This is a genomic window from Dyella sp. OK004 (assembly GCF_900114495.1).
Lineage (GTDB): Bacteria > Pseudomonadota > Gammaproteobacteria > Xanthomonadales > Rhodanobacteraceae > Dyella_D.
The window spans coordinates 480,356-498,007 of the sequence record NZ_FOZI01000004.1; the positions used below are offsets into that span (position 1 = coordinate 480,356).

General features: G+C 64.0%; 18 protein-coding genes and 1 rRNA gene. 11 read left to right on the plus strand and 8 right to left on the minus strand.

From position 1 onward, the window contains the following. The first annotated feature begins 90 nt into the window (after nt 1-90). The gene (locus tag BM338_RS18280; protein ID WP_090453446.1) at nt 91-786 is read left to right on the plus strand and encodes an FMN-dependent NADH-azoreductase; all 696 of its coding nucleotides are present in this window, start codon (nt 91-93) and stop codon (nt 784-786) included. Here BM338_RS18280 and BM338_RS18285 read toward each other — a convergent pair. Next, nucleotides 776-2,047, minus strand: coding sequence for a 6-phosphofructokinase (locus BM338_RS18285; protein ID WP_090453448.1), 1,272 nt, complete (start codon nt 2,045-2,047; stop codon nt 776-778). The two genes, BM338_RS18280 and BM338_RS18285, sit on opposite strands and share 11 nt — an antisense overlap. 198 nt (nt 2,048-2,245) lie before the next feature. On the opposite strand from BM338_RS18285, the gene BM338_RS18290 reads away from it, so the two are divergent. Next, the gene (locus tag BM338_RS18290) at nt 2,246-2,830 is read left to right on the plus strand and encodes an adenylate kinase (protein ID WP_090453450.1); all 585 of its coding nucleotides are present in this window, start codon (nt 2,246-2,248) and stop codon (nt 2,828-2,830) included. A gap of 107 nt (nt 2,831-2,937) precedes the next feature. Next, complete coding sequence (mpl, locus tag BM338_RS18295) at nt 2,938-4,308, plus strand: UDP-N-acetylmuramate:L-alanyl-gamma-D-glutamyl-meso-diaminopimelate ligase (RefSeq protein ID WP_090453452.1); 1,371 nt, start codon at nt 2,938-2,940, stop codon at nt 4,306-4,308. Nucleotides 4,309-4,354: 46 nt separating this feature from the next. Here the strand turns inward: mpl and BM338_RS18300 are convergent, their stop codons facing one another. Together BM338_RS18300 and BM338_RS18305 are read right to left on the minus strand one after the other, a co-directional pair. After that, on the minus strand, nt 4,355-5,764 hold the full coding sequence (locus BM338_RS18300; protein WP_090453454.1) for a hypothetical protein: 1,410 nt from the start codon (nt 5,762-5,764) through the stop codon (nt 4,355-4,357). Then, nucleotides 5,761-6,696, minus strand: a complete 936-nt coding sequence (locus tag BM338_RS18305) for an ABC transporter ATP-binding protein (protein ID WP_255367362.1) — start codon at nt 6,694-6,696, stop codon at nt 5,761-5,763. Before BM338_RS18305 ends, BM338_RS18300 begins: the two co-directional genes overlap by 4 nt. 114 nt (nt 6,697-6,810) lie before the next feature. On the opposite strand from BM338_RS18305, the gene BM338_RS18310 reads away from it, so the two are divergent. The 6 genes from BM338_RS18310 to BM338_RS18335 all read left to right on the plus strand — a co-directional run bounded on the left by BM338_RS18310 (nt 6,811) and on the right by BM338_RS18335 (nt 12,582). After that, the gene (locus BM338_RS18310) at nt 6,811-7,413 is read left to right on the plus strand and encodes an LON peptidase substrate-binding domain-containing protein (RefSeq protein WP_090453543.1); all 603 of its coding nucleotides are present in this window, start codon (nt 6,811-6,813) and stop codon (nt 7,411-7,413) included. A gap of 138 nt (nt 7,414-7,551) precedes the next feature. Then, the gene (locus BM338_RS18315; protein WP_090453456.1) at nt 7,552-8,370 is read left to right on the plus strand and encodes an SDR family oxidoreductase; all 819 of its coding nucleotides are present in this window, start codon (nt 7,552-7,554) and stop codon (nt 8,368-8,370) included. Continuing rightward, nucleotides 8,367-8,798, plus strand: a complete 432-nt coding sequence (locus tag BM338_RS18320; RefSeq protein WP_255367363.1) for an HIT family protein — start codon at nt 8,367-8,369, stop codon at nt 8,796-8,798. Before BM338_RS18315 ends, BM338_RS18320 begins: the two co-directional genes overlap by 4 nt. Before the next feature lie 31 nt (nt 8,799-8,829). After that, nucleotides 8,830-9,249 (plus strand): VOC family protein, encoded by a 420-nt coding sequence (locus BM338_RS18325; protein ID WP_090453458.1) that lies wholly within the window; start codon nt 8,830-8,832, stop codon nt 9,247-9,249. 267 nt (nt 9,250-9,516) lie between these two features. Further along, nucleotides 9,517-10,854, plus strand: a complete 1,338-nt coding sequence (locus tag BM338_RS18330) for a sigma-54 dependent transcriptional regulator (protein WP_090453460.1) — start codon at nt 9,517-9,519, stop codon at nt 10,852-10,854. Nucleotides 10,855-11,343: 489 nt separating this feature from the next. Further along, on the plus strand, nt 11,344-12,582 hold the full coding sequence (locus BM338_RS18335; protein ID WP_090453462.1) for an acetylornithine transaminase: 1,239 nt from the start codon (nt 11,344-11,346) through the stop codon (nt 12,580-12,582). A 6-nt stretch (nt 12,583-12,588) separates the two neighbouring features. On the opposite strand, the gene BM338_RS18340 is transcribed toward BM338_RS18335, so the two are convergent. Genes BM338_RS18340 through thiE form a run of 4 tightly spaced genes read right to left on the minus strand, consistent with a single transcriptional unit; the run spans nt 12,589 to nt 16,060 of the window. After that, on the minus strand, nt 12,589-13,455 hold the full coding sequence (locus tag BM338_RS18340) for an ion transporter (protein WP_090453464.1): 867 nt from the start codon (nt 13,453-13,455) through the stop codon (nt 12,589-12,591). A gap of 60 nt (nt 13,456-13,515) precedes the next feature. Then, nucleotides 13,516-14,130, minus strand: a complete 615-nt coding sequence (locus tag BM338_RS18345) for an HAD-IA family hydrolase (protein ID WP_090453466.1) — start codon at nt 14,128-14,130, stop codon at nt 13,516-13,518. Nucleotides 14,131-14,138: 8 nt separating this feature from the next. Then, on the minus strand, nt 14,139-15,425 hold the full coding sequence (gene hemL / locus BM338_RS18350) for a glutamate-1-semialdehyde 2,1-aminomutase (RefSeq protein ID WP_090453468.1): 1,287 nt from the start codon (nt 15,423-15,425) through the stop codon (nt 14,139-14,141). Beyond that, nucleotides 15,422-16,060, minus strand: coding sequence for a thiamine phosphate synthase (gene thiE / locus BM338_RS18355; RefSeq protein WP_090453470.1), 639 nt, complete (start codon nt 16,058-16,060; stop codon nt 15,422-15,424). Before thiE ends, hemL begins: the two co-directional genes overlap by 4 nt. Before the next feature lie 90 nt (nt 16,061-16,150). Between thiE and BM338_RS18360 the strand changes: the two genes are divergently transcribed. Then, nucleotides 16,151-16,348, plus strand: a complete 198-nt coding sequence (locus BM338_RS18360) for a rubredoxin (RefSeq protein ID WP_090453472.1) — start codon at nt 16,151-16,153, stop codon at nt 16,346-16,348. Between the two features lie 237 nt (nt 16,349-16,585). Here BM338_RS18360 and BM338_RS18365 read toward each other — a convergent pair whose 3' ends face one another. Beyond that, nucleotides 16,586-17,035: a DUF192 domain-containing protein gene (locus tag BM338_RS18365; protein WP_177229407.1), complete on the minus strand. Its 450-nt coding sequence runs from the start codon at nt 17,033-17,035 to the stop codon at nt 16,586-16,588. A 465-nt stretch (nt 17,036-17,500) separates the two neighbouring features. Here BM338_RS18365 and BM338_RS18370 point away from each other — a divergent pair. Further along, nucleotides 17,501-17,652 (plus strand): 16S ribosomal RNA (locus BM338_RS18370); the annotation flags it as partial.

The window sequence follows — 17,652 nt, forward strand, 5'->3', positions numbered from 1 at the left end:
TGAGGTATGCGCTGAGAAAAGATCGTTTTTCAGCGAAAGGTGTTGCGATCAGCATGTGCCCATGAAATCAACTCATGCATGGGAGTACACATGACCACCTTGCTGCACCTGGACGCTAGCGCTCGCGGCGGTCGCTCGGATCTGCATCGTTTCGGTTCGCATACACGCCGCCTCAGTGCGCGCTTTATCGAACGCTGGCACGCGACGGCCGGCGATACCTGCCTTTATCGGGACCTTGGTCATTGCCTGCCCGCGCCAGTGGATGGCGCGTGGATCCATGCGGCCTTCACGCCGCATGCGCAGCGTATGCCGTGGATGCATCAGCGTCTGGCCGAGAGCGATGCGCTGGTGGATGAGTTGATGGGCGCCGACGTGATCGTGGCTGGGGTGCCGATGTACAACTTCGGCGTGCCCAGCGGATTCAAGGCCTACATCGACAACATCGTGCGGGTCGGGCGCACCTTCGGTTTCGATCGAGGGCGGGCCGGCCAGTCGTATTGGCCGATGCTGGCGGGGCAGGGGCGCACCCTGGTGTTGTTGAGTTCGCGCGGCGACCACGGTTATGGCGAGGGCGGTCGCATCGCAGCCATGAATCATGTCGAGGCTTCGGTGCGCACGGCCTTCGCCTATATCGGTATCACCGATCTGCGCACGGTGGCGGTGGAGTACGACGAATACGGCGGCGACGCGCTGGCCGAGTCCCTGCGCAATGCCGAGGTGGCGGTCGACCGCCTGGTGGATGCGATGCTGGCCGAACGCGCCGCCGTCGTGCCGGTTACGGCTTGAACGAAGGCAGCTTGCGTTCCACCGCGAGGTTCTTCAGTTGCACATATTTAGGGAGTCCGTCCTTGCCGTAGGGCAAGGGCGCCTCGCCCTGGATCAGCGGTGCGAGGTAGCGGCGCGCGGCGGCGGTGATGCCGAAGCCGTCGCGGGTGAGGAAGCTGTTGGGCAGCTTCTTTTCGCGGTTGGCGATCTTGGTGAGTTCTGCCGGCTCGATCTTCCAGCGATACGGCGCATCGCTGCTGCGCACGATCACCGGCATCACGGCGTTCTTGCCGGCCAGGGCGTAGTCGACAGCGGCTTTGCCGACGGCGTACGCCTGTTCGGCGTCGGTTTTCGAGGCGAGGTGGCGGGCGGAGCGTTGCAGGTAGTCGGGCAGCGCCCAGTGGTATTTGTAGCCGAGCTTTTCCTTCACCAGCGAAGCGAGCACCGGGGCGACGCCACCTAACTGGCTGTGGCCGAAGGCGTCGCGGGTGCCGGCTTCGGCGAGGAACTGGCCCTCGGTGTTGCGGATGCCTTCGGAGGCGACCACGGTGCACCAGCCGACACGCTCGACGGTGGCTTTCACCTTGGCCAGGAAGGCGGCCTCGTCGAACACGCGCTCGGGGAACAGGATGAGGTGCGGCGGGGCGTCGGCGCCTTCGCCGGCGAGCCCGGCGGCGGCGGCGATCCAGCCGGCGTGGCGGCCCATCACTTCCAGGATGAAGACCTTGGTCGAGGTATCGGCCATGGAGGCGACATCGAGGCTCGCTTCCAGCACGGACACCGCCGTGTATTTCGCCACCGAGCCGAAGCCGGGGCAGCAATCGGTCACGGCCAGGTCGTTGTCCACTGTCTTGGGCACGCCGATGCAGCGGATGTCGTAGCCCATGGCCTTGCCGAGCTGCGAGATTTTCAGTGCGGTGTCGGCGGAGTCATTGCCGCCGTTGTAGAGGAACCAACGGATGTCGTGCGCGCGCAGCACTTCGATCAGGCGCTCGTACTCGGCGCGGTTGGCTTCCAGCGACTTGAGCTTGTAGCGGCAGGAGCCGAAGGCCCCGCCGGGCGTATGGCGCAGGGCGGCAATGGCGGCAGTGGTTTCCTTCGAGGTGTCGATCAACTCTTCGCGCAGCGCGCCGAGGATGCCGTTGCGCGCCGCGTACACCTTTACGCCCTTGGCACGGGCCGCCTCGATAACACCGGCGGCGGTGGCGTTGATCACCGCGGTGACGCCGCCCGACTGGGCATACAGCAGGCAGCCGGCGGCGGGGCGTGATTGAGGCTTCATAAGCGCGTGCTCCGAGGGGTGGCTGATGCGGTGCGACATTTTGTGACAGGGGAAGACTGCTTGCACAACAGTGACTTGGCGCCTGATACGGCTTTTTCCGGTTTGACGGCACCCCCCGCAGACGCTACTTTGATTGCTCTTTTCTTGCATCCAGCGACCGCGGCAACGTGCGGCGGCCCGCGGACTTCGTGGAGCATTATGCGACTCGTCCTACTCGGCCCGCCCGGCTCGGGCAAAGGCACTCAGGCGGCGATCCTGAAGGAAGCTCTTGGTGTGCCGCACATCTCGACCGGCGACATGCTGCGCGCGGCGGTGAAAGCGGGCACGCCAACCGGCCTCAAGGCGAAGGCCGTGATGGATGCGGGCAACCTGGTTTCCGATGACATTCTGCTGGCCATGCTGGAAGAGCGCCTGGCGGAGGACGACGTCAAGAACGGCTTCATCCTCGACGGCTATCCGCGCAACCTGGCGCAGGCCAGCGCGCTCGACGGCCTGCTCGCCAAGATCAGGCAGCCGCTGGATGCCGTGGTGAAGCTGGATGTGCCGAACGAGGACATCATCGCCCGCTGCGAGATCCGCTTTGAGAAAGAGCACCGCAAGGACGACGATCCGGCCGTGGTGCGCGACCGCCTGAGGGTTTACGCCGAGCAGACCGCTCCGGTGGCCGACTTTTTCGAGAAGCGCGGCAAGCTGCAGGTGGTGAACGGTGTGGGCAAGCTGGACGACGTCACTGCCCGCATCAAGCAGGCGCTCAAGCAGGAATCGGCCACCGTCAACGGCTGATCTCCACGGGCCGCGACTCAGCGGCCCGTTGTTTTATGGGTGGCCGCCATCGAGCGGCCCGTTCTTTCTGGGCGGCGGCCGCCGCATACAGCTAAAACAGGTTTTCCATGCGTCTGCATATTCTCGGCATCTGCGGCACCTTCATGGGCGGCGTCGCCGCGCTGGCGCGCGAACTCGGGCTGCCGGTCGAAGGCTCCGACGCCAACGTCTATCCGCCGATGAGCGATCAACTCGAAGCGCTGGGCATCGGCTTGATGCAGGGCTACAAGGCGGAATACCTGCAGGCTTCGCCGGGACATGACAAGCCGGATCTGATCGTGGTTGGCAATGCCATGGTGCGCGGTAATCCCGCCGTCGAATACATGCTCGACGAGCAGCTGCGCTACGTCTCGGGTCCGCAGTGGCTGGGCGAGACCTTGCTGGCCGGTCGCGAAGTGCTGGCGGTCGCCGGCACGCATGGCAAGACCACTACTACCAGCCTGCTGGCGCATCTGCTGGAAAGCGCTGGGCTGGCGCCGGGTTTTCTGGTCGGTGGCGTACCGGGCAATTTCGGTATCTCGGCGCGGCTGGGCAAGGGCCGTCACTTCGTGATCGAGGCGGACGAGTACGACAGCGCGTTCTTCGACAAGCGCTCCAAGTTTGTGCACTACCGGCCACGCATCGCGATTCTCAACAATCTCGAATACGACCACGCGGATATTTTTCCCGACGTGGCGGCGATCCAGCGCCAGTTCCACCATCTGGTGCGCACCGTGCCGGGGAATGGCCGGTTGATCGTCAATGCACATGACGCCTATCTCGCCGAGGTGCTGGCGATGGGTTGCTGGACGCCGGTGGAGACCTTCGGCATTGGCCAGGGCGACTGGCAGGCCACGCTGATCGAGGCCGATGGTTCGGCTTTCCGTGTGCATCGCAACGGTGAATTGATCGGCGAAGTGCACTGGCCGCTGCTGGGCAACCACAGTGTGATGAATGCATTGGCCGCGCTGGCGGCGGCGACAGCGGCAGGCGCGGATCCGCACTCGCTGTTGCCGGCCTTCGGCAGTTTTGAAAGCGTCAAGCGCCGCATGGAGCTGGTCGGCGAAGTGAATGGCGTGCGCGTGTACGACGACTTTGCGCATCACCCTACGGCGATCGCCACCACGCTCGCTGGCCTGCGCGCCAAGGTCGGCAAGGCGCGCATTCTGGTGGCGCTGGAGCCGCGCTCTAATTCCATGCGCCTGGGCGCGCACGCTGCCGGGTTGGCCCCGTCGCTGACGAACGCGGATGCGGTGGTGTTTCTGCATCGTCCCGAGTTGTCGTGGGATGCGAAGCGCGTCACTGACGCACTCGATGGGCGCGGCGCGACGGCACCGACGGTGGATGCCTTGATCGGTTCACTACGTGAGCAGACGCAGGCCGGCGACCATGTCGTGTTTATGTCGAACGGCGGCTTTGAAGGCGCGCCGCGTCGTTTTGTCGAAGTGCTGCGCGGCTAGGGATCCTCTGATCTATGACGCCTACGCGGAATAGATCAGAGGGTCCCTAGACCAGCGGCGCGTCGAAGCAGGGTGTGCGGCGTTGATATTCGCGCTGCGCGGCATACCACACGCCGCCACCGAAGCTGATGGTCACCACCGCCAGCGTGATACCGCCGATCGCATAGCCGATCGCGCCAATCAGCCAGTAGCCGCCCCAATACATCGCCATCGAGCCGAGTAGCACCACCAGATTGATAGCGGCGCGACCGAAGCTGCCCTCGGGGCCGATCAGATGGACCGCCAGCGCTACCAGGCTGGCTGAGGAGGCGACGATGGCCGCGGTCAATAGCATTCGTCCAGGCTCCGCGGCATGCACCAGCACGCTGCCGAGCAGGGTGTAGGCGAGAGCGGTGAGCACGCTGATTGGCACCAGGATCAACAGCGCGTCCACCAGCATCTTCTGGTACTCGGCATGTGTCCTTGGCGCCAGGGTGAGATAGAGGTCGGCGAGGTTTGGGCGCATACGCAGCATGCCGCGCCCAAGCTGCGGAAAGCGGGTCATGGTTAGCAGGATGGCGTAGGCGCCCACCACGGCGGCGTTGAAATGCTGCCGATGCATGATCACGAAGAAATAGATCGCGACCATGCCGGCGACCAGCAGCAGTCGCAGCGCGATGGCTTGCGGGTTGTCGTGTGGTAGCAGCAGGCGGCGTACCAGCATGAGTTTATGCGGGGCGGTCGGGCGTTCCCTGTAACGCCGCAACGCAAGCTCCATGGCATGTTGCGCGACGTAGTCGAACAGCCCTGCTATGCGCTTGCCGATGGCGCCGCGCGGCTGCGGTGTGCCGTCGACAGTGGCGGTGCGGCCGAGGTTCGCGTTCTCCAGCGGAGATGGCTCTACCTCGCGATCGTCGATATGGAGCAAGGGGAGCAAGGTCATGCGCAATAGCAGCACGGTGGCTAGGATCAGCAGTGGCGCTGTCCACGGCGAGATCAGTGCGACCTTCACGATCTGGCCCGCGAGTTGAGGCATCCAGCCTGCTGCAATGAAAACCACCCAAATCAGCAGGCCCACGCGTCGGCCGCAGCCAGTGGCCAGGCCCATGGCTGCAACGAACAGCAGCGCGGCGGCGATCAGAATGCCATGCGTAGGTGCAAACAGGGCGGCCAGCAGGGACGGCAGGATCACCCATTGCAACACGCTGATCGCGCCCAGCCAGGCGAGTCGTCGCTGAAAGTCGGGCAAGAGAAAACTCTCTGGCCTGCACAGGCCGCGCAGGGCCTGTCCCTGGCCGATATGCCAGAACCAAGAGGCAAACGCCGAGAGGGCCACGCCGACAAAAACCGATCCTCGGTAGTGATACGGATTCATCACAATGAAAATCAGGCCGCCCAGCCACATCAGGATGGCGAGCACGACCAGCACCGGCATGCGCTTCCACAACTGCAGCCACAGTTGCCACACCGCTCTCATGCGAGCTCCACGAAAAGGTCTTCCAGTGATGGCGTTTCGATGCGCAGGCTGGCGCCGAGCGAGGCGGCCAGCGCCTGCAGGTCATTCGCATCTGGGTCTTCGAGCAACAACTGCAGGTCGGCGCCGCTGGTGCTGGCTTTGAGTAGGCCGGCGATGGAGGGTGTGCTGCTCCAGCCCTCCGCACGGTTGAGCACGGCGCGCAGGAAACGTTCGCGCAATTCCGCCAGTGGCCGCGTGAACTGGATGCGTCCGTCGCGCAGCAGCGCGATGTCGGCGCCCGCGCGTTCCAGGTCGGCGGTGATGTGGGTGGAGAAGATCACCGTCTTGCCGGGCCTGCGCATCAGGTCGAGCAGTTCGGCCATGAAGGCGCGGCGCGCCTGCGGGTCCAGGCTCGCCACGGGTTCATCGAGCACGAGCAGGTCGGGTTGCGGTGCGATGGCGCGCACGATCGCCAGCTTCTGGCGCTGACCCTGCGAGAGCTGGCCGATCTTTTGTTTGGGATCGAGTTGCCAACTGTCGAGCAGGCGTGTGACCAGGGCGTGATCCCAGCGCGCATAGAACGCCGCGGTGAAATCCAGATAGGCGCGCACCCTCATCCACGGAAACAGATCAAAGGTCTGCGGCACGAAACCGATGCGATGCATACGTTCGCCGCCGGGTTCCAGCATCGGCTCGCCCAGCAGCTCGACCCGTCCACTGTCGATGGGCGAGAGGCCGAGCAGGCAGCGCAGCAGGGTGGTCTTGCCGGCGCCGTTACGGCCCAGCAATCCAATCACACGCCCGGCAGGTACGCTCCAGTCAAGCGACTGCAATACCTCGCGCTTGCCGAAGGATTTGCGCAGCGCCTCCACGCGTAGCACGGGGCCGGCGTGCGTTCCCGGCAGGCTGACGGGATCGACGAGGGTGATCGGCAGATCGGCGGACATGGACATCCCTGATGGCTCCCTGGATCGTTATGACAATGTGCGGCGGACGGAGCGGATCGTCCAGTGATGCCTGTCACCTACTGGATGCCTGCGCGGGACGGCTTGGCTACACTGACCGGCATGGCTGCCCAGCCCCCGCGTTCCGCACTACCGCTATTCCCGCTCGCTACCGTGCTTTATCCGCAGGGGCAGTTGCAGCTGCGCATTTTTGAGCGGCGTTACCTGGACATGGTGCGTGATTGTGCACGCGCTGGCAGCAGTTTTGGCGTCTGCCTGATCCTGCAGGGTCAGGAGGCTGGCGCGCCTGCGGTACCAGCTGCGGTGGGCACGCTGGCGCGGATCACTGACTTCAGCAATCGCGAAGATGGTCTGCTCGGCATCGTCGCCGAAGGCGGTGGGCGCTTTCATGTATCGCGGACCCGCGTGCGTTCGGATGGCCTGGTGACGGGTGAGGTGGAGTTGTGGCCTGAAGAGGCTACGCAAACTGTCCCGATCGAGTTCGCCCTGTTGCAGACCATTCTGGGGCGCTTGATCGAAAACATGGCACCGCAGTGGCGCCATGCGTCGAGCAGCGATTACGAGAACGCGAGCTGGGTGGGCTTCCGGCTCGCGGAACTGTTGCCCCTGCAGATAGAGGAACAGCAGCGCATGCTGGAGCTGACGGACCCGGTGCGCCGCCTGGCCGAGTTGCGCGACATTCTTCCGCGCTTTCAGAAGGCCTGATGCCGATGTGCCTGGGCGAGTGACGGCTTGCTCGTTTCTCTGGCGGTCCATGCTGCAGATAAGCCGCGACACTGCTCCGGCTTTTCGCGCACAGGGCGCGCTCCTACACTGTGTGCTTTCTATTGAAGGCCAATAGCCATGGGCAGCTTGAGCGGCAAGACCTTGTTTATCACTGGTGCGTCGCGTGGCATCGGTCTGGCGATTGCGCTGCGCGCTGCGCGCGACGGTGCCAACGTCGCCATCGCGTCCAAGAGCAGCGTGCCCAATCCGAAGCTGCCTGGCACCATCCATACGGCGGCGGCGGAAGTGGAGGCGGCCGGCGGCAAAGCGCTGGCGCTGAAGTGCGACATCCGCGAAGAGGATGAGGTGAAGGCCGCGGTGGCCGCGACGGTGGAAGCCTTTGGCGGCATCGATATCCTGGTCAACAACGCCAGCGCGATCTGGCTGGCCGGCGCGCTGGATACACCGACGAAGCGCTTCGACCTGATGCAGCAGGTGAATGCGCGTGGCAGCTTTCTGTGCGCGCAGGCCTGCCTGCCGCATCTGCTGAAGGCGGCCAATCCGCACATCCTGACCTTGGCGCCGCCGCCCACGCTGGATCCGAAATGGTGGGCGCCGCACACCGGTTACACCCTGGCCAAGATGGGCATGAGCTTCGTTACGCTGGGGCTGGCCGGTGAGTTCGGCCCTAAGGGCGTGGCGGTGAATGCGCTGTGGCCGCGCACCATCATTGCGACGGATGCCTTGAACATGATTCCGGGCGTGCCGATCGAGCGCTGCCGCAAACCGGAGATCGTCGCCGATGCCGCACATGCGGTGCTGACGCGTCAGGCGGCCGGCTTCTCGGGCCGCTTCCTGATCGACGAGGATGTGTTGCGCGAAGCAGGCATCAGCGATTTCGCGCTGTATGCGATGGATGCCTCGCAGTCGTTGCTGCCCGATCTGTTTCTGGGATGAGTGCGGTGGACTGTCCGTTCTGCGCCATCGTCGCGGGGCATCTGGAAGCGAGTGTGGTGGCGCAGACCGCATCAGCCGTTGCGTTCATGGATTTGCGGCAGGCGGTGCCGGGCCATGTATTGGTGGTGCCGCGCGAGCACGTGGAAAACATAGCGGCGCTGGAACCCGCGCTGGCTGGTGAGTTGATGGCGCTGGCCACGCAGGTGGCCAAGGCGCTGTATGCGAGCTTCGATCCGCCGGGCCTCAACCTGTGGCAGTCCAATGGCGAAGCCGGCGGGCAAGAGGTGCCGCATGTGCACTTGCATGTGCAGCCGCGGCTGGAGGACGACGGGTTGATGCGCGTCTATCCCCATGGCGTACCAGAGCCGGCGGATCGTGCCGCACTGGATCGGCTGGCCACTTTGATTCAAAGGCACGTGCGGCTTTGAGCGCGTGCCGTTTCACCGAGAGAGGAAGGTCATGAAATACCTGCATAGCATGGTCCGCGTCCGCGACGTCGATGCCAGTCTCCGTTTCTTCTGCGAGGGGCTTGGCTTGAAGGAAACGCGCCGCATCGAGAGCGAGGCCGGCAAGTTCACGCTGATCTATCTGGCCGCGCCGGAGTCGCCCGAGGCCGAGGTCGAGCTGACCTATAACTGGGGTTCGGAAGAGGATTACGGCAGCGCGCGCAACTTCGGCCATCTGGCGTTCCAGGTGAAAGACATCTACGCCACCTGCGCGCATCTGCAGTCGATGGGCTACACCATCAATCGCCCGCCGCGCGACGGGCACATGGCCTTTGTGCGCTCGCCCGACCTGATTTCGATCGAGCTATTGCAGGACGGCCATCTGTCGCCGCAGGAGCCGTGGGCATCGATGCCCAACACCGGCGTGTGGTGAGTACTGCCGGCCACCACCGCAGTGGCGGCCGGCGCATGTTTTTACGGTATTTCCGGCCGTTTTCCCCGACTTCCGGCCTCGAACTTCTGGCCGAGTCGACCCACCCATTTGTCGGGTGCCTGTCATTGGCGCAGATGTATATTGTGTGATGCATATCACCATTCTGTAGCAGCCAAGGGGGTGGCCGCCTGCGGAAGTGACCGCCCGGTGCAGCTGGATGCGTGCACCTAACCGTCCAAAAACCTGAGAGCAGGTGGGGAGGGCTCGATGGCTGTGACGAAGGGGGACACCAGACGTTGCATCGTCTGGTTTGGTCAGCCAGCAGGAAACGAGCGTGCACGCCTGACCAAGGCGGGTTGGTTCATCCGCGTCGCTGAAGCGGGTAGCCATGGCGGCGTGGGTATGCGCAACGGTAACACGGTGGTGGCACTGGCCGATCTGCGCCAGGGCGACGCGGCGAGCATCGAGGCAATGGAACGCATGATGGCCGATCACCCCGGCTTGCCGTGGCTGTCATTGATCGCGCCGGATATGCCGGCGCAGGAACCCTCGGTCAGCCGGATCCTGCAGGCCAGCGCCGATTTCTTCACGGAGCCGGTGGATCTGCAACGCCTGCTTGATTCGCTGGCGCAGCTCGGCGGTGAGGTGCCGACTCTGGAGCCTGGCGATGTCGGCATTACCGGCCACAGTCAGGCCACACGCGCGGTGACCGCCAGCGTGCGCAAATACGCACCCGTAGAGTTGCCGGTGCTGATCACCGGTGAAACGGGTTCTGGCAAGGAAGTGGCCGCGCGCGCGCTGCATGGTCTTTCCATGCGTAGCGAGCGCCCGTTCGCAGCGATCAATTGCGGCGCCTTGCCGCCGAACCTGGTGCAGTCCGAATTGTTCGGTCATGAGCGCGGCGCTTTCACTGGCGCCAATGCGCGGCGTATCGGCCACTTCGAAACCGCCGCGGGCGGCACGGTTTTCCTGGACGAAGTCGGCGACCTGCCGATGGATGCGCAGACCAGTCTGTTGCGCTTTCTGCAGGAGGGCACGCTGGAGCGTGTCGGCAGCAGCCAGTCGATCAAGCTCGATGTGCGGGTACTGGCGGCGACACATGTCGATCTGGAGAGAGCGGTGGAGCAGGGGCGCTTTCGCGAAGACCTGTATTACCGCCTCAACGTATTGCGCCTGCATATGCCCGCGCTGCGCGAACGCGAAGACGATGTGGTGCTGCTGGCTCAGCACTTCCTCGATGCGTTCCGCGAACAGCACGCGACGCATGCGCGTGCTTTCAGCAGTGCGGCCCGGCAAGCCATGCGCCATTTCGCCTGGCCGGGCAACGTGCGCGAATTGCTCAACCGTGTGCAGCGTGCGGCGGTGGTGGCCGAGGATGCGCTGATCACCGCGGCCGATCTTGATCTTGCCGATGTGCCGCACCTGCTGGAAGCGCGCACCAGCCTGGGCAGCGCACGCGTGGCCGCCGAGCGCGACGCGGTGATCAATTGCCTGCGCGAGTGCCGCTTCAATATCAGCGAATGCGCCCGCCGCCTGAAGGTGTCGCGGGTCACCATCTATCGCCTGTGCAAAAAGCACCGGCTGGCGCTGGACGATCTGCGTTAGGCGATCGTCGTTCTCCGGGACAAAAAAGACGGAGGGCCCCGGCCTACAGGGGGCGGCCGGGGCCTCCGTTGGTGCCCGGCCACAGGGGTTGCCGGGTTACCGCCCACATGGCCGTCCTGCGACGGCGCAAAGCTGAGTCGGAATCGCTGATATCTGGAGCAAGCGCCGTGCCAGTGGCTTGCCATGTCGCGATGGCAGTCATTTCAACAAGTTGCCGATGGGATGGCAGCGGCCTGGTGTTTCATCGTTGTGCCGGGACCCGGTATGCCATGTCGCGCGGAGGCTGATAACAGCGGGCTTTTCCGTGGCATGCGGGGGCTGTAAACCTGGCGATACAGTGCATCGCAGGAGTGAACAACGGCCGCGCATGGAAAAGGCGGGGCGCAGGTTCTACGATGCATGCACCGCGCTGCGAGCACACGCCGCTGGCGCGGCCCATTCCCCGATCCCTTTGATGGCGTTGCCGAACGGCCATGCCAGGAGTCTTTCATGCACCCGCAGGATTCGAAGCCTTCCTCCCTGATCGATCTCGGCAAGCGCTACTGGCTGCCGGTGTACCGACCGCGCGAGGTTGTACTGGATCATGGCCGAGGCGCGCGGGTGTGGGATACGGAAGGGCGCGAGTACGTGGATTTCAGCGCGGGCATCGCCGTGAGTGCGCTGGGCCATCAGGACCCGGACCTGGTCGAGGCGCTGACGGCACAGGCCCACAAGCTCTGGCACAGCAGTAATGTGTTCTATACCGAGCCGCCGCTGCGATTGGCCGAGGAGCTGGTGACGGCCTCCGGTTTTGCCGAGCGCGTGTTCCTGTGCAACTCGGGCACGGAGGCGAACGAAGCCACGATCAAGCTGGTGCGCAAGTGGGCGGCCTCCAAGGGCCGTCCGCCGGAGCAGCGTGTGATCGTGACGTTCCGCGGCTCGTTCCACGGACGCACGTTGGCGGCGGTCACCGCGACGGCGCAGCCGAAGTATCAGGAGAACTACGAACCGCTGCCCGGCGGTTTCCGCTATCTCGATTTCAACGATGTGCCCGCGCTCGAGGCCGCCTTCGCGCAGGGTGACGTGGCTGCGGTGATGCTGGAGCCGGTGCAGGGCGAGGGCGGCGTGCTGCCGGCGGCGCCGGGCTTTATCCAGCGCGTGCGCGAGCTTTGCGATCAGTACGACGCTTTGCTGGTGCTGGACGAGATCCAGTGCGGCATGGGCCGTACCGGCACCTTGTTCGCGCACGTGCAGGACGGTGTAAAGCCGGACATCGTGACGCTGGCCAAGGCACTGGGCTGCGGCTTTCCTATCGGCGCGATGCTGGCTGGCCCCAAGGTGGCCGAGGTGATGCAGTACGGCGCACACGGCACCACGTTCGGCGGTAATCCGATGGGTGCCGCGGTGGCGCGCGTGGCGCTGCGCAAGCTGTCGTCGGCGGCGTTGATGGCGAACGTCAAGAAGCAATCGCAGGCGCTGCGTGATGGCCTGGCGGCGATCAACGCGGAGCTGGGTTTGTTTGCCGAGGTACGCGGCCGCGGCCTGATGCTGGGCGCGGTGCTTGGCGAATCCTACAAAGGTCGCGCAGGCGAGGTGCTGGATTACGCGGCCGCGCATGGCCTGCTGCTGCTGCAGGCGGGTCCTGATGTACTGCGTTTCGTACCGCCGCTCAGTATCACCGATGAAGATGTGGCGGAGGGGCTGGCGCGCCTGCGTGCCGCGCTGCAGGACTTTCCGCGCGAGAAGTGAGCCTGCTCAGTCGGCACCGTGTTCCAGCGCGGTGCCGCAGCGGCGACAGAAGTGCGCGTCGGCTTCATGGTCGTCCAGCCGGCAGGAAGCGCAGCGGATACGCCGCCGCGCTTCGCGCATGCCCGCCGCGAGTTCCGCGGCGAAGATGCCGGTCGGCACCGCGATGATGCTGTAGCCGACCAGCATGATCACCGAGGTCAGCATCTGGCCCAACATGGTGTGCGGCGTGATGTCGCCGAAGCCCACCGTGGTCATGGTCACGATGGCCCAGTACATCGATTTGGGAATGCTACTGAAGCCGTTGCCGGGGCCTTCGATCAGATACATCAGCGCACCGAAGATCAGCACCAGGGTGAGAATGGTGCTGACGAAGATCAGGATCTTGTGCCGGCTGCGTACCAGGGTGGACCACAGCAGATTGGACTCGTCCACATATCGCGTCATCTTCAGGATGCGGAAGATGCGCAGGATGCGTAGAGCACGCACCACCAGCAGGTATTGGCTGCCGACCAGGAGCAGGCTCAGATAGGTCGGCAATACGGCGAGCAGATCGACGATGCCGAAAAAGCTGCGCATGTAGGCGCGTGGCTTATTCACCACCGCGATGCGCATCAGGTACTCCGCAGTGAAGGCGATGGTGAATACCCATTCCAGCACGTAGAACAGCTGCGACGCGCGGTCGTGCAGATCGGACACCGAGTCGAGCACGGTCGCTAGGATGCTAGACAGGATCGCGACGATCAGCACCACGTCGAACAGACGGCCGGGTGCATCGTCGTGGCCGAAAATGATGTGGAACCAGCGGGCCCTCCAGGGTGCCCCCGCCGCGGGACGGAAGGGCAGCGTGATTGTGCTGTGTGGCGTTCTGCTCATGCGGCGCTCCTGAAGCCCTTGCCGATGCTGGCCGGCAGCATAGCTTGGCTGGAAGGGGATTCAGGGCAGGTCGAATTCGGCCAGAGCCTGCTTCATGTCTTCAAGTGACTGGTAGTGATGGGCATGCAGCCCAGCCCGCCGCGCGCCTTCCACGTTGGCGATGCTGTCGTCGATGAAAAAGGTGGCGGCGGGCGTCGTGCGCAGGCGCTCAAGGCAGCCGAGGAAGGCAGCGGCCTCTGGTTTGGCTGCGCCGAACTGCGCGGCGGCAAAGGCTCGGCCGGCAAACAGAGGAAACAGCGCCGGCACAATCTGCGGCAGGGTGTCTGCCATCAATTGGCCGTTGTTGGTCAGCAGGGCGACAGGTATGCGGCTGGCTACCGCGTAAGCGATATCGAGCACCTCGGGGCGAATCCTGGTTGCGGCACGGCGCGCCGCAACCCAGTCTGCCGCTGTCACTGGACACCTCAGATAGGTGCTGAGGGCGTCCAGATAGCCGGCGGTATCGAGCGCGCCGCTATCGCCGGCTTCTTCGATGCCGGACATATAGATGGCGGCGTGCACTGCTTCCGCAGTGCGGCCGATGGCGTGCGCGAGGTGTTCGATCCGTGTTTGCTTGTCGTAATCGGCCAGCACGCCATCGAGATCGAACAGTACGCAGTGCAGCGCCGGCTTCATCGGTAGGTTTATCCGGCGCGGATTGCACGCAATGTCTGGCGGGCAGCTTCCAGGGTGGCGGCGAGGTCGTCGTCGCTATGCGCGCTGGACAGGAAACCGGCTTCGAACGCCGACGGCGCCAGATACACACCGCGCTCCAGCATGCCGTGGAAGAAGCGATTGAACATAGCGGTATCCGCTGCAGTGGCCTGGGCGTAGCTCTCTACCTTCTCGTGGGTGAAGAACAGGCCGAACATGCCGCCGACGCGATTGGTGCTGAATGCCACTCCTTCGCCGTCGGCCACGGCTTGCAGGCCATCGGTAAGCAGACGCGTGCGAGAGGCCAGCGTGTCGTAGAAGCCCGGTGCCTGGATCAGTTCCAGCATGGCCAGGCCGGCTGCCATGGCTACCGGGTTGCCGCTCAGTGTGCCGGCCTGATAGATCGGGCCGGCTGGAGCGATCTGTTCCATCAGGTCACGGCGGCCGCCGTACGCGCCCACCGGCATGCCGCCGCCGATGATCTTGCCGAAGGTGCTCAGGTCGGGTGTGATGCCGTAATGCGCCTGCGCGCCGCCGAGTGCGACGCGGAAACCCGTCATCACTTCGTCGAAGATCAACAGTGCGCCGTGGCGCGTGCATAGTTCGCGCAAGCCCTGCAGATAGCCTTCCTTGGGAGGAATGCAGTTCATGTTGCCGGCGACCGGCTCGATGATCAGGCCGGCGATGTCGCTGCCGTGTTCGGCGAACAGGGCTTTGGCGGCATCGAGATCGTTATAGGCCAGGGTGAGCGTGAGGTCGGCGTTTGCCTTCGGCACGCCCGGCGAGGTCGGCACGCCGAAAGTCAGCGCGCCGGAGCCGGCCTTCACCAGAAAGCTGTCGCCATGGCCGTGGTAGCAGCCCTCGAATTTCACGATTTTGCTGCGCCCGGTGGCGCCGCGGGCGAGGCGGATGGCCGACATGGTGGCTTCGGTACCCGAATTGACCATGCGCACCATGTCGATCGACGGCACCAGGCGCGTCATGGTTTCCGCCATGGTGATTTCAGCTGGGCAAGGTGTGCCGTAGGAAAGGCCATTCTTCACCGCGCGCTCGACGGCTTCGCGCACATGCGGATGGTTGTGGCCGACGATCATCGGACCCCACGAGCCCACATAGTCGATATAGCGCTTGCCTTCCACGTCCCACAGATAGGCGCCATCCGCGCGGGCGGTGAAGAACGGTTCGCCGCCGACCGACTTGAACGCGCGCACAGGCGAATTCACGCCACCCGGCATCAGCTGTTTGGCGCGCTGGAAGAGTTCGTGGTTGGTCGTCATCGTGCGATTCCGGAAGTCGAGGTGTAAAGGTCGGTGAAGCGTTGGGCCGCGGCGCGTATGTCGGTAGCGCCGAACACCGCAGAGATCACGGCGAGGTAATCGGCGCCGGCTTCGACCAGGGAAGCGCCATTGTCCGGCGTGATGCCGCCGATCGCCACTCGCGGTAGACCCAGCGCGGCGCTCTGCCGCAGCAGCTCAGGCGGCGCGCGGCGCGCGTGAGGTTTGGTTGGCGATGGGAAGAAGGCACCGAACGCGATGTAGTCCGCTCCGGCCGAAGCCAGCGCGCGGGCGCGTTCCAGCGAGTCGTAGCAGGAGACGCCGATGATGGCGTTGGCGCCGAGCGCGGCGCGCGCAGCGGCCAGGTCGGCATCGGTTTCGCCAAGATGTACGCCATCGGCGTCAACCGCCGCGGCCAGGGCGACGTCGTCATTGATAACTAGCGGTACGCCGTGGCTGGTGCAGAGCTGTCGGAGTGCGGAGGCTTCGGTGTAGCGCCGGTCTCCGTCAGTGGTCTTGTCCCGGTATTGCACCAGGCGAGCGCCGCCGGCGAGCGCCTGCGTTACCGCGGCCAGAAGGTCGTCGCGCGGCCCGTCGGTGATGACATACAGGCCGTGATGTTGAAGTTTGGGATGCATAAGCTGTGGTCTGTTGCCGCCGTACGCTTTCGCACGGCCTATGGAGTTGCGAGAATGCGACTCTTGTTCCCTTTATCAAGCAGCGCACCGATGAGTCAGAGCTCCACCGAAACCGGCAACTTGCGTAAATGGATGTGCGTGGTCTGCGGCTTTATCTATGACGAGGCCGAAGGGCTGCCCGAAGAGGGTATCGAGCCAGGCACCCGTTGGGCCGACGTGCCAGATGCCTGGACGTGTCCCGATTGCGGCGCAACCAAGGACGACTTCGAGATGGTCGAGATTGACTGATTTCCTCCCGACTTCGTCCGTAAGCGGCCCGAATTTGCCATTTTCTTGACCGAGCCGTGTGTTGTGATGGTTCTGCGCCCCCCCTGAAGGAGGGGCGCAGCAAGCAGGGAGTCATCACATGCAGCAATTCATACCGTTCGAAGACGATTGGGATGCTTTGGCCAGCCTGCATCCCGAGTCGCTGATCCCCTATCGCGTCGGCGTGCCTTGCGCGCATGACCTGGCCGCAGCAGACACTCACTGCACCGTGCCGACGGCGCCCTCCACCGTCAATTCATCGCCGATCGATGCGCCGATGCGCTTCGTTGTGCCGGCAGGCAGTTCCAGGACATAGCGCGCGGGCGCGTCGCTGGGATAGCTCGGACAGGGGTCTGCCTTGCATGGGGGTACATCGAGCTGCATCGAGACCAGTTTGTGGTTGGCGTCGAAGTAAAGAATGTCCAGCGGGATGAGCGTGTTCTTCATCCAGAAGTAACGCTGGTCGATATCCGGAAAGACGAACAGCATGCTATGATCGGCGGCCAGCGCGGTGCGCATCATCAGGCCGCGGGCGCGCTCGGCGTCGGTGGTGGCTAATTCCGTAGAAAAGCGCTGCCCGTGTAGCGTTACGGCGGGTGCGGAAGTATGCGATGCGGCAGTGGCGCATCCAGCGATGGCGAACAACAACGGCGCTAGCAGGCGTTTCATTGCTTATCGGCTCTGATGAGTGAGGGTGGCGCGAGTGTAGCGTCCACATTGAGTGTCATCGTGCTGAAAAATTTTAGGGCCAACCCCTTCCCAGCTTCTTGGATGGGCGCTATGATTCTCGCCCCTTCGACGAGACGCCCTCCGTTGAAGGTTCCTCGGCCACCGACGCGTTGAAAAATCTTTCGCATCGGGTGTTGACGGACAGAAAGATCGATGTAGAATGGGCGGCTCACCCGGGGCGAAACGTCTCGGGGCGATCGAGAAGAAACGGTCGCAAGTGATTGATCTTTGACAGTGTGCGCAGGTGACTTGTGTGGGCGCCTTGCGGTGGATGGTAACTCTGTCCATATATGCAAGCGTCTAACCTAAGAGTCAATTCAAAAGCTTGACGTTTTATGGTTAGGACTAACGCTTCAGAAAGATAGATCAAGTTCCTGCCTTCGGGTGGGGATGCGGTCGAAAACTTAAGTGAAGAGTTTGATCCTGGCTCAGATTGAACGCTGGCGGCATGCCTAACACATGCAAGTCGAACGGCAGCACAGCAGTAGCAATACTGTGGGTGGCGAGTGGCGGACGGGTGAGTAATGCATCGGGACCTGCCCAGACGTGGGGGATAA

What these genes read in the sequence shown, in the direction of transcription:
- BM338_RS18280 (WP_090453446.1), top strand. Translation starts at nt 91, where the DNA reads ATGACCACCTTGCTGCACCTGGACGCTAGCGCTCGCGGCGGTCGCTCG.
- thiE (WP_090453470.1), bottom strand. Translation starts at nt 16,060, where the DNA reads ATGCATCCCAAACTTCAACATCACGGCCTGTATGTCATCACCGACGGG.
- BM338_RS18285 (WP_090453448.1), bottom strand. Translation starts at nt 2,047, where the DNA reads ATGAAGCCTCAATCACGCCCCGCCGCCGGCTGCCTGCTGTATGCCCAG.
- BM338_RS18290 (WP_090453450.1), top strand. Translation starts at nt 2,246, where the DNA reads ATGCGACTCGTCCTACTCGGCCCGCCCGGCTCGGGCAAAGGCACTCAG.
- BM338_RS18325 (WP_090453458.1), top strand. Translation starts at nt 8,830, where the DNA reads ATGAAATACCTGCATAGCATGGTCCGCGTCCGCGACGTCGATGCCAGT.
- BM338_RS18365 (WP_177229407.1), bottom strand. Translation starts at nt 17,035, where the DNA reads ATGAAACGCCTGCTAGCGCCGTTGTTGTTCGCCATCGCTGGATGCGCC.
- BM338_RS18310 (WP_090453543.1), top strand. Translation starts at nt 6,811, where the DNA reads ATGGCTGCCCAGCCCCCGCGTTCCGCACTACCGCTATTCCCGCTCGCT.
- mpl (WP_090453452.1), top strand. Translation starts at nt 2,938, where the DNA reads ATGCGTCTGCATATTCTCGGCATCTGCGGCACCTTCATGGGCGGCGTC.
- BM338_RS18330 (WP_090453460.1), top strand. Translation starts at nt 9,517, where the DNA reads ATGGCTGTGACGAAGGGGGACACCAGACGTTGCATCGTCTGGTTTGGT.
- BM338_RS18305 (WP_255367362.1), bottom strand. Translation starts at nt 6,696, where the DNA reads ATGTCCATGTCCGCCGATCTGCCGATCACCCTCGTCGATCCCGTCAGC.
- BM338_RS18335 (WP_090453462.1), top strand. Translation starts at nt 11,344, where the DNA reads ATGCACCCGCAGGATTCGAAGCCTTCCTCCCTGATCGATCTCGGCAAG.
- hemL (WP_090453468.1), bottom strand. Translation starts at nt 15,425, where the DNA reads ATGACGACCAACCACGAACTCTTCCAGCGCGCCAAACAGCTGATGCCG.
- BM338_RS18345 (WP_090453466.1), bottom strand. Translation starts at nt 14,130, where the DNA reads ATGAAGCCGGCGCTGCACTGCGTACTGTTCGATCTCGATGGCGTGCTG.
- BM338_RS18360 (WP_090453472.1), top strand. Translation starts at nt 16,151, where the DNA reads ATGAGTCAGAGCTCCACCGAAACCGGCAACTTGCGTAAATGGATGTGC.
- BM338_RS18340 (WP_090453464.1), bottom strand. Translation starts at nt 13,455, where the DNA reads ATGAGCAGAACGCCACACAGCACAATCACGCTGCCCTTCCGTCCCGCG.
- BM338_RS18320 (WP_255367363.1), top strand. Translation starts at nt 8,367, where the DNA reads ATGAGTGCGGTGGACTGTCCGTTCTGCGCCATCGTCGCGGGGCATCTG.
- BM338_RS18315 (WP_090453456.1), top strand. Translation starts at nt 7,552, where the DNA reads ATGGGCAGCTTGAGCGGCAAGACCTTGTTTATCACTGGTGCGTCGCGT.
- BM338_RS18300 (WP_090453454.1), bottom strand. Translation starts at nt 5,764, where the DNA reads ATGAGAGCGGTGTGGCAACTGTGGCTGCAGTTGTGGAAGCGCATGCCG.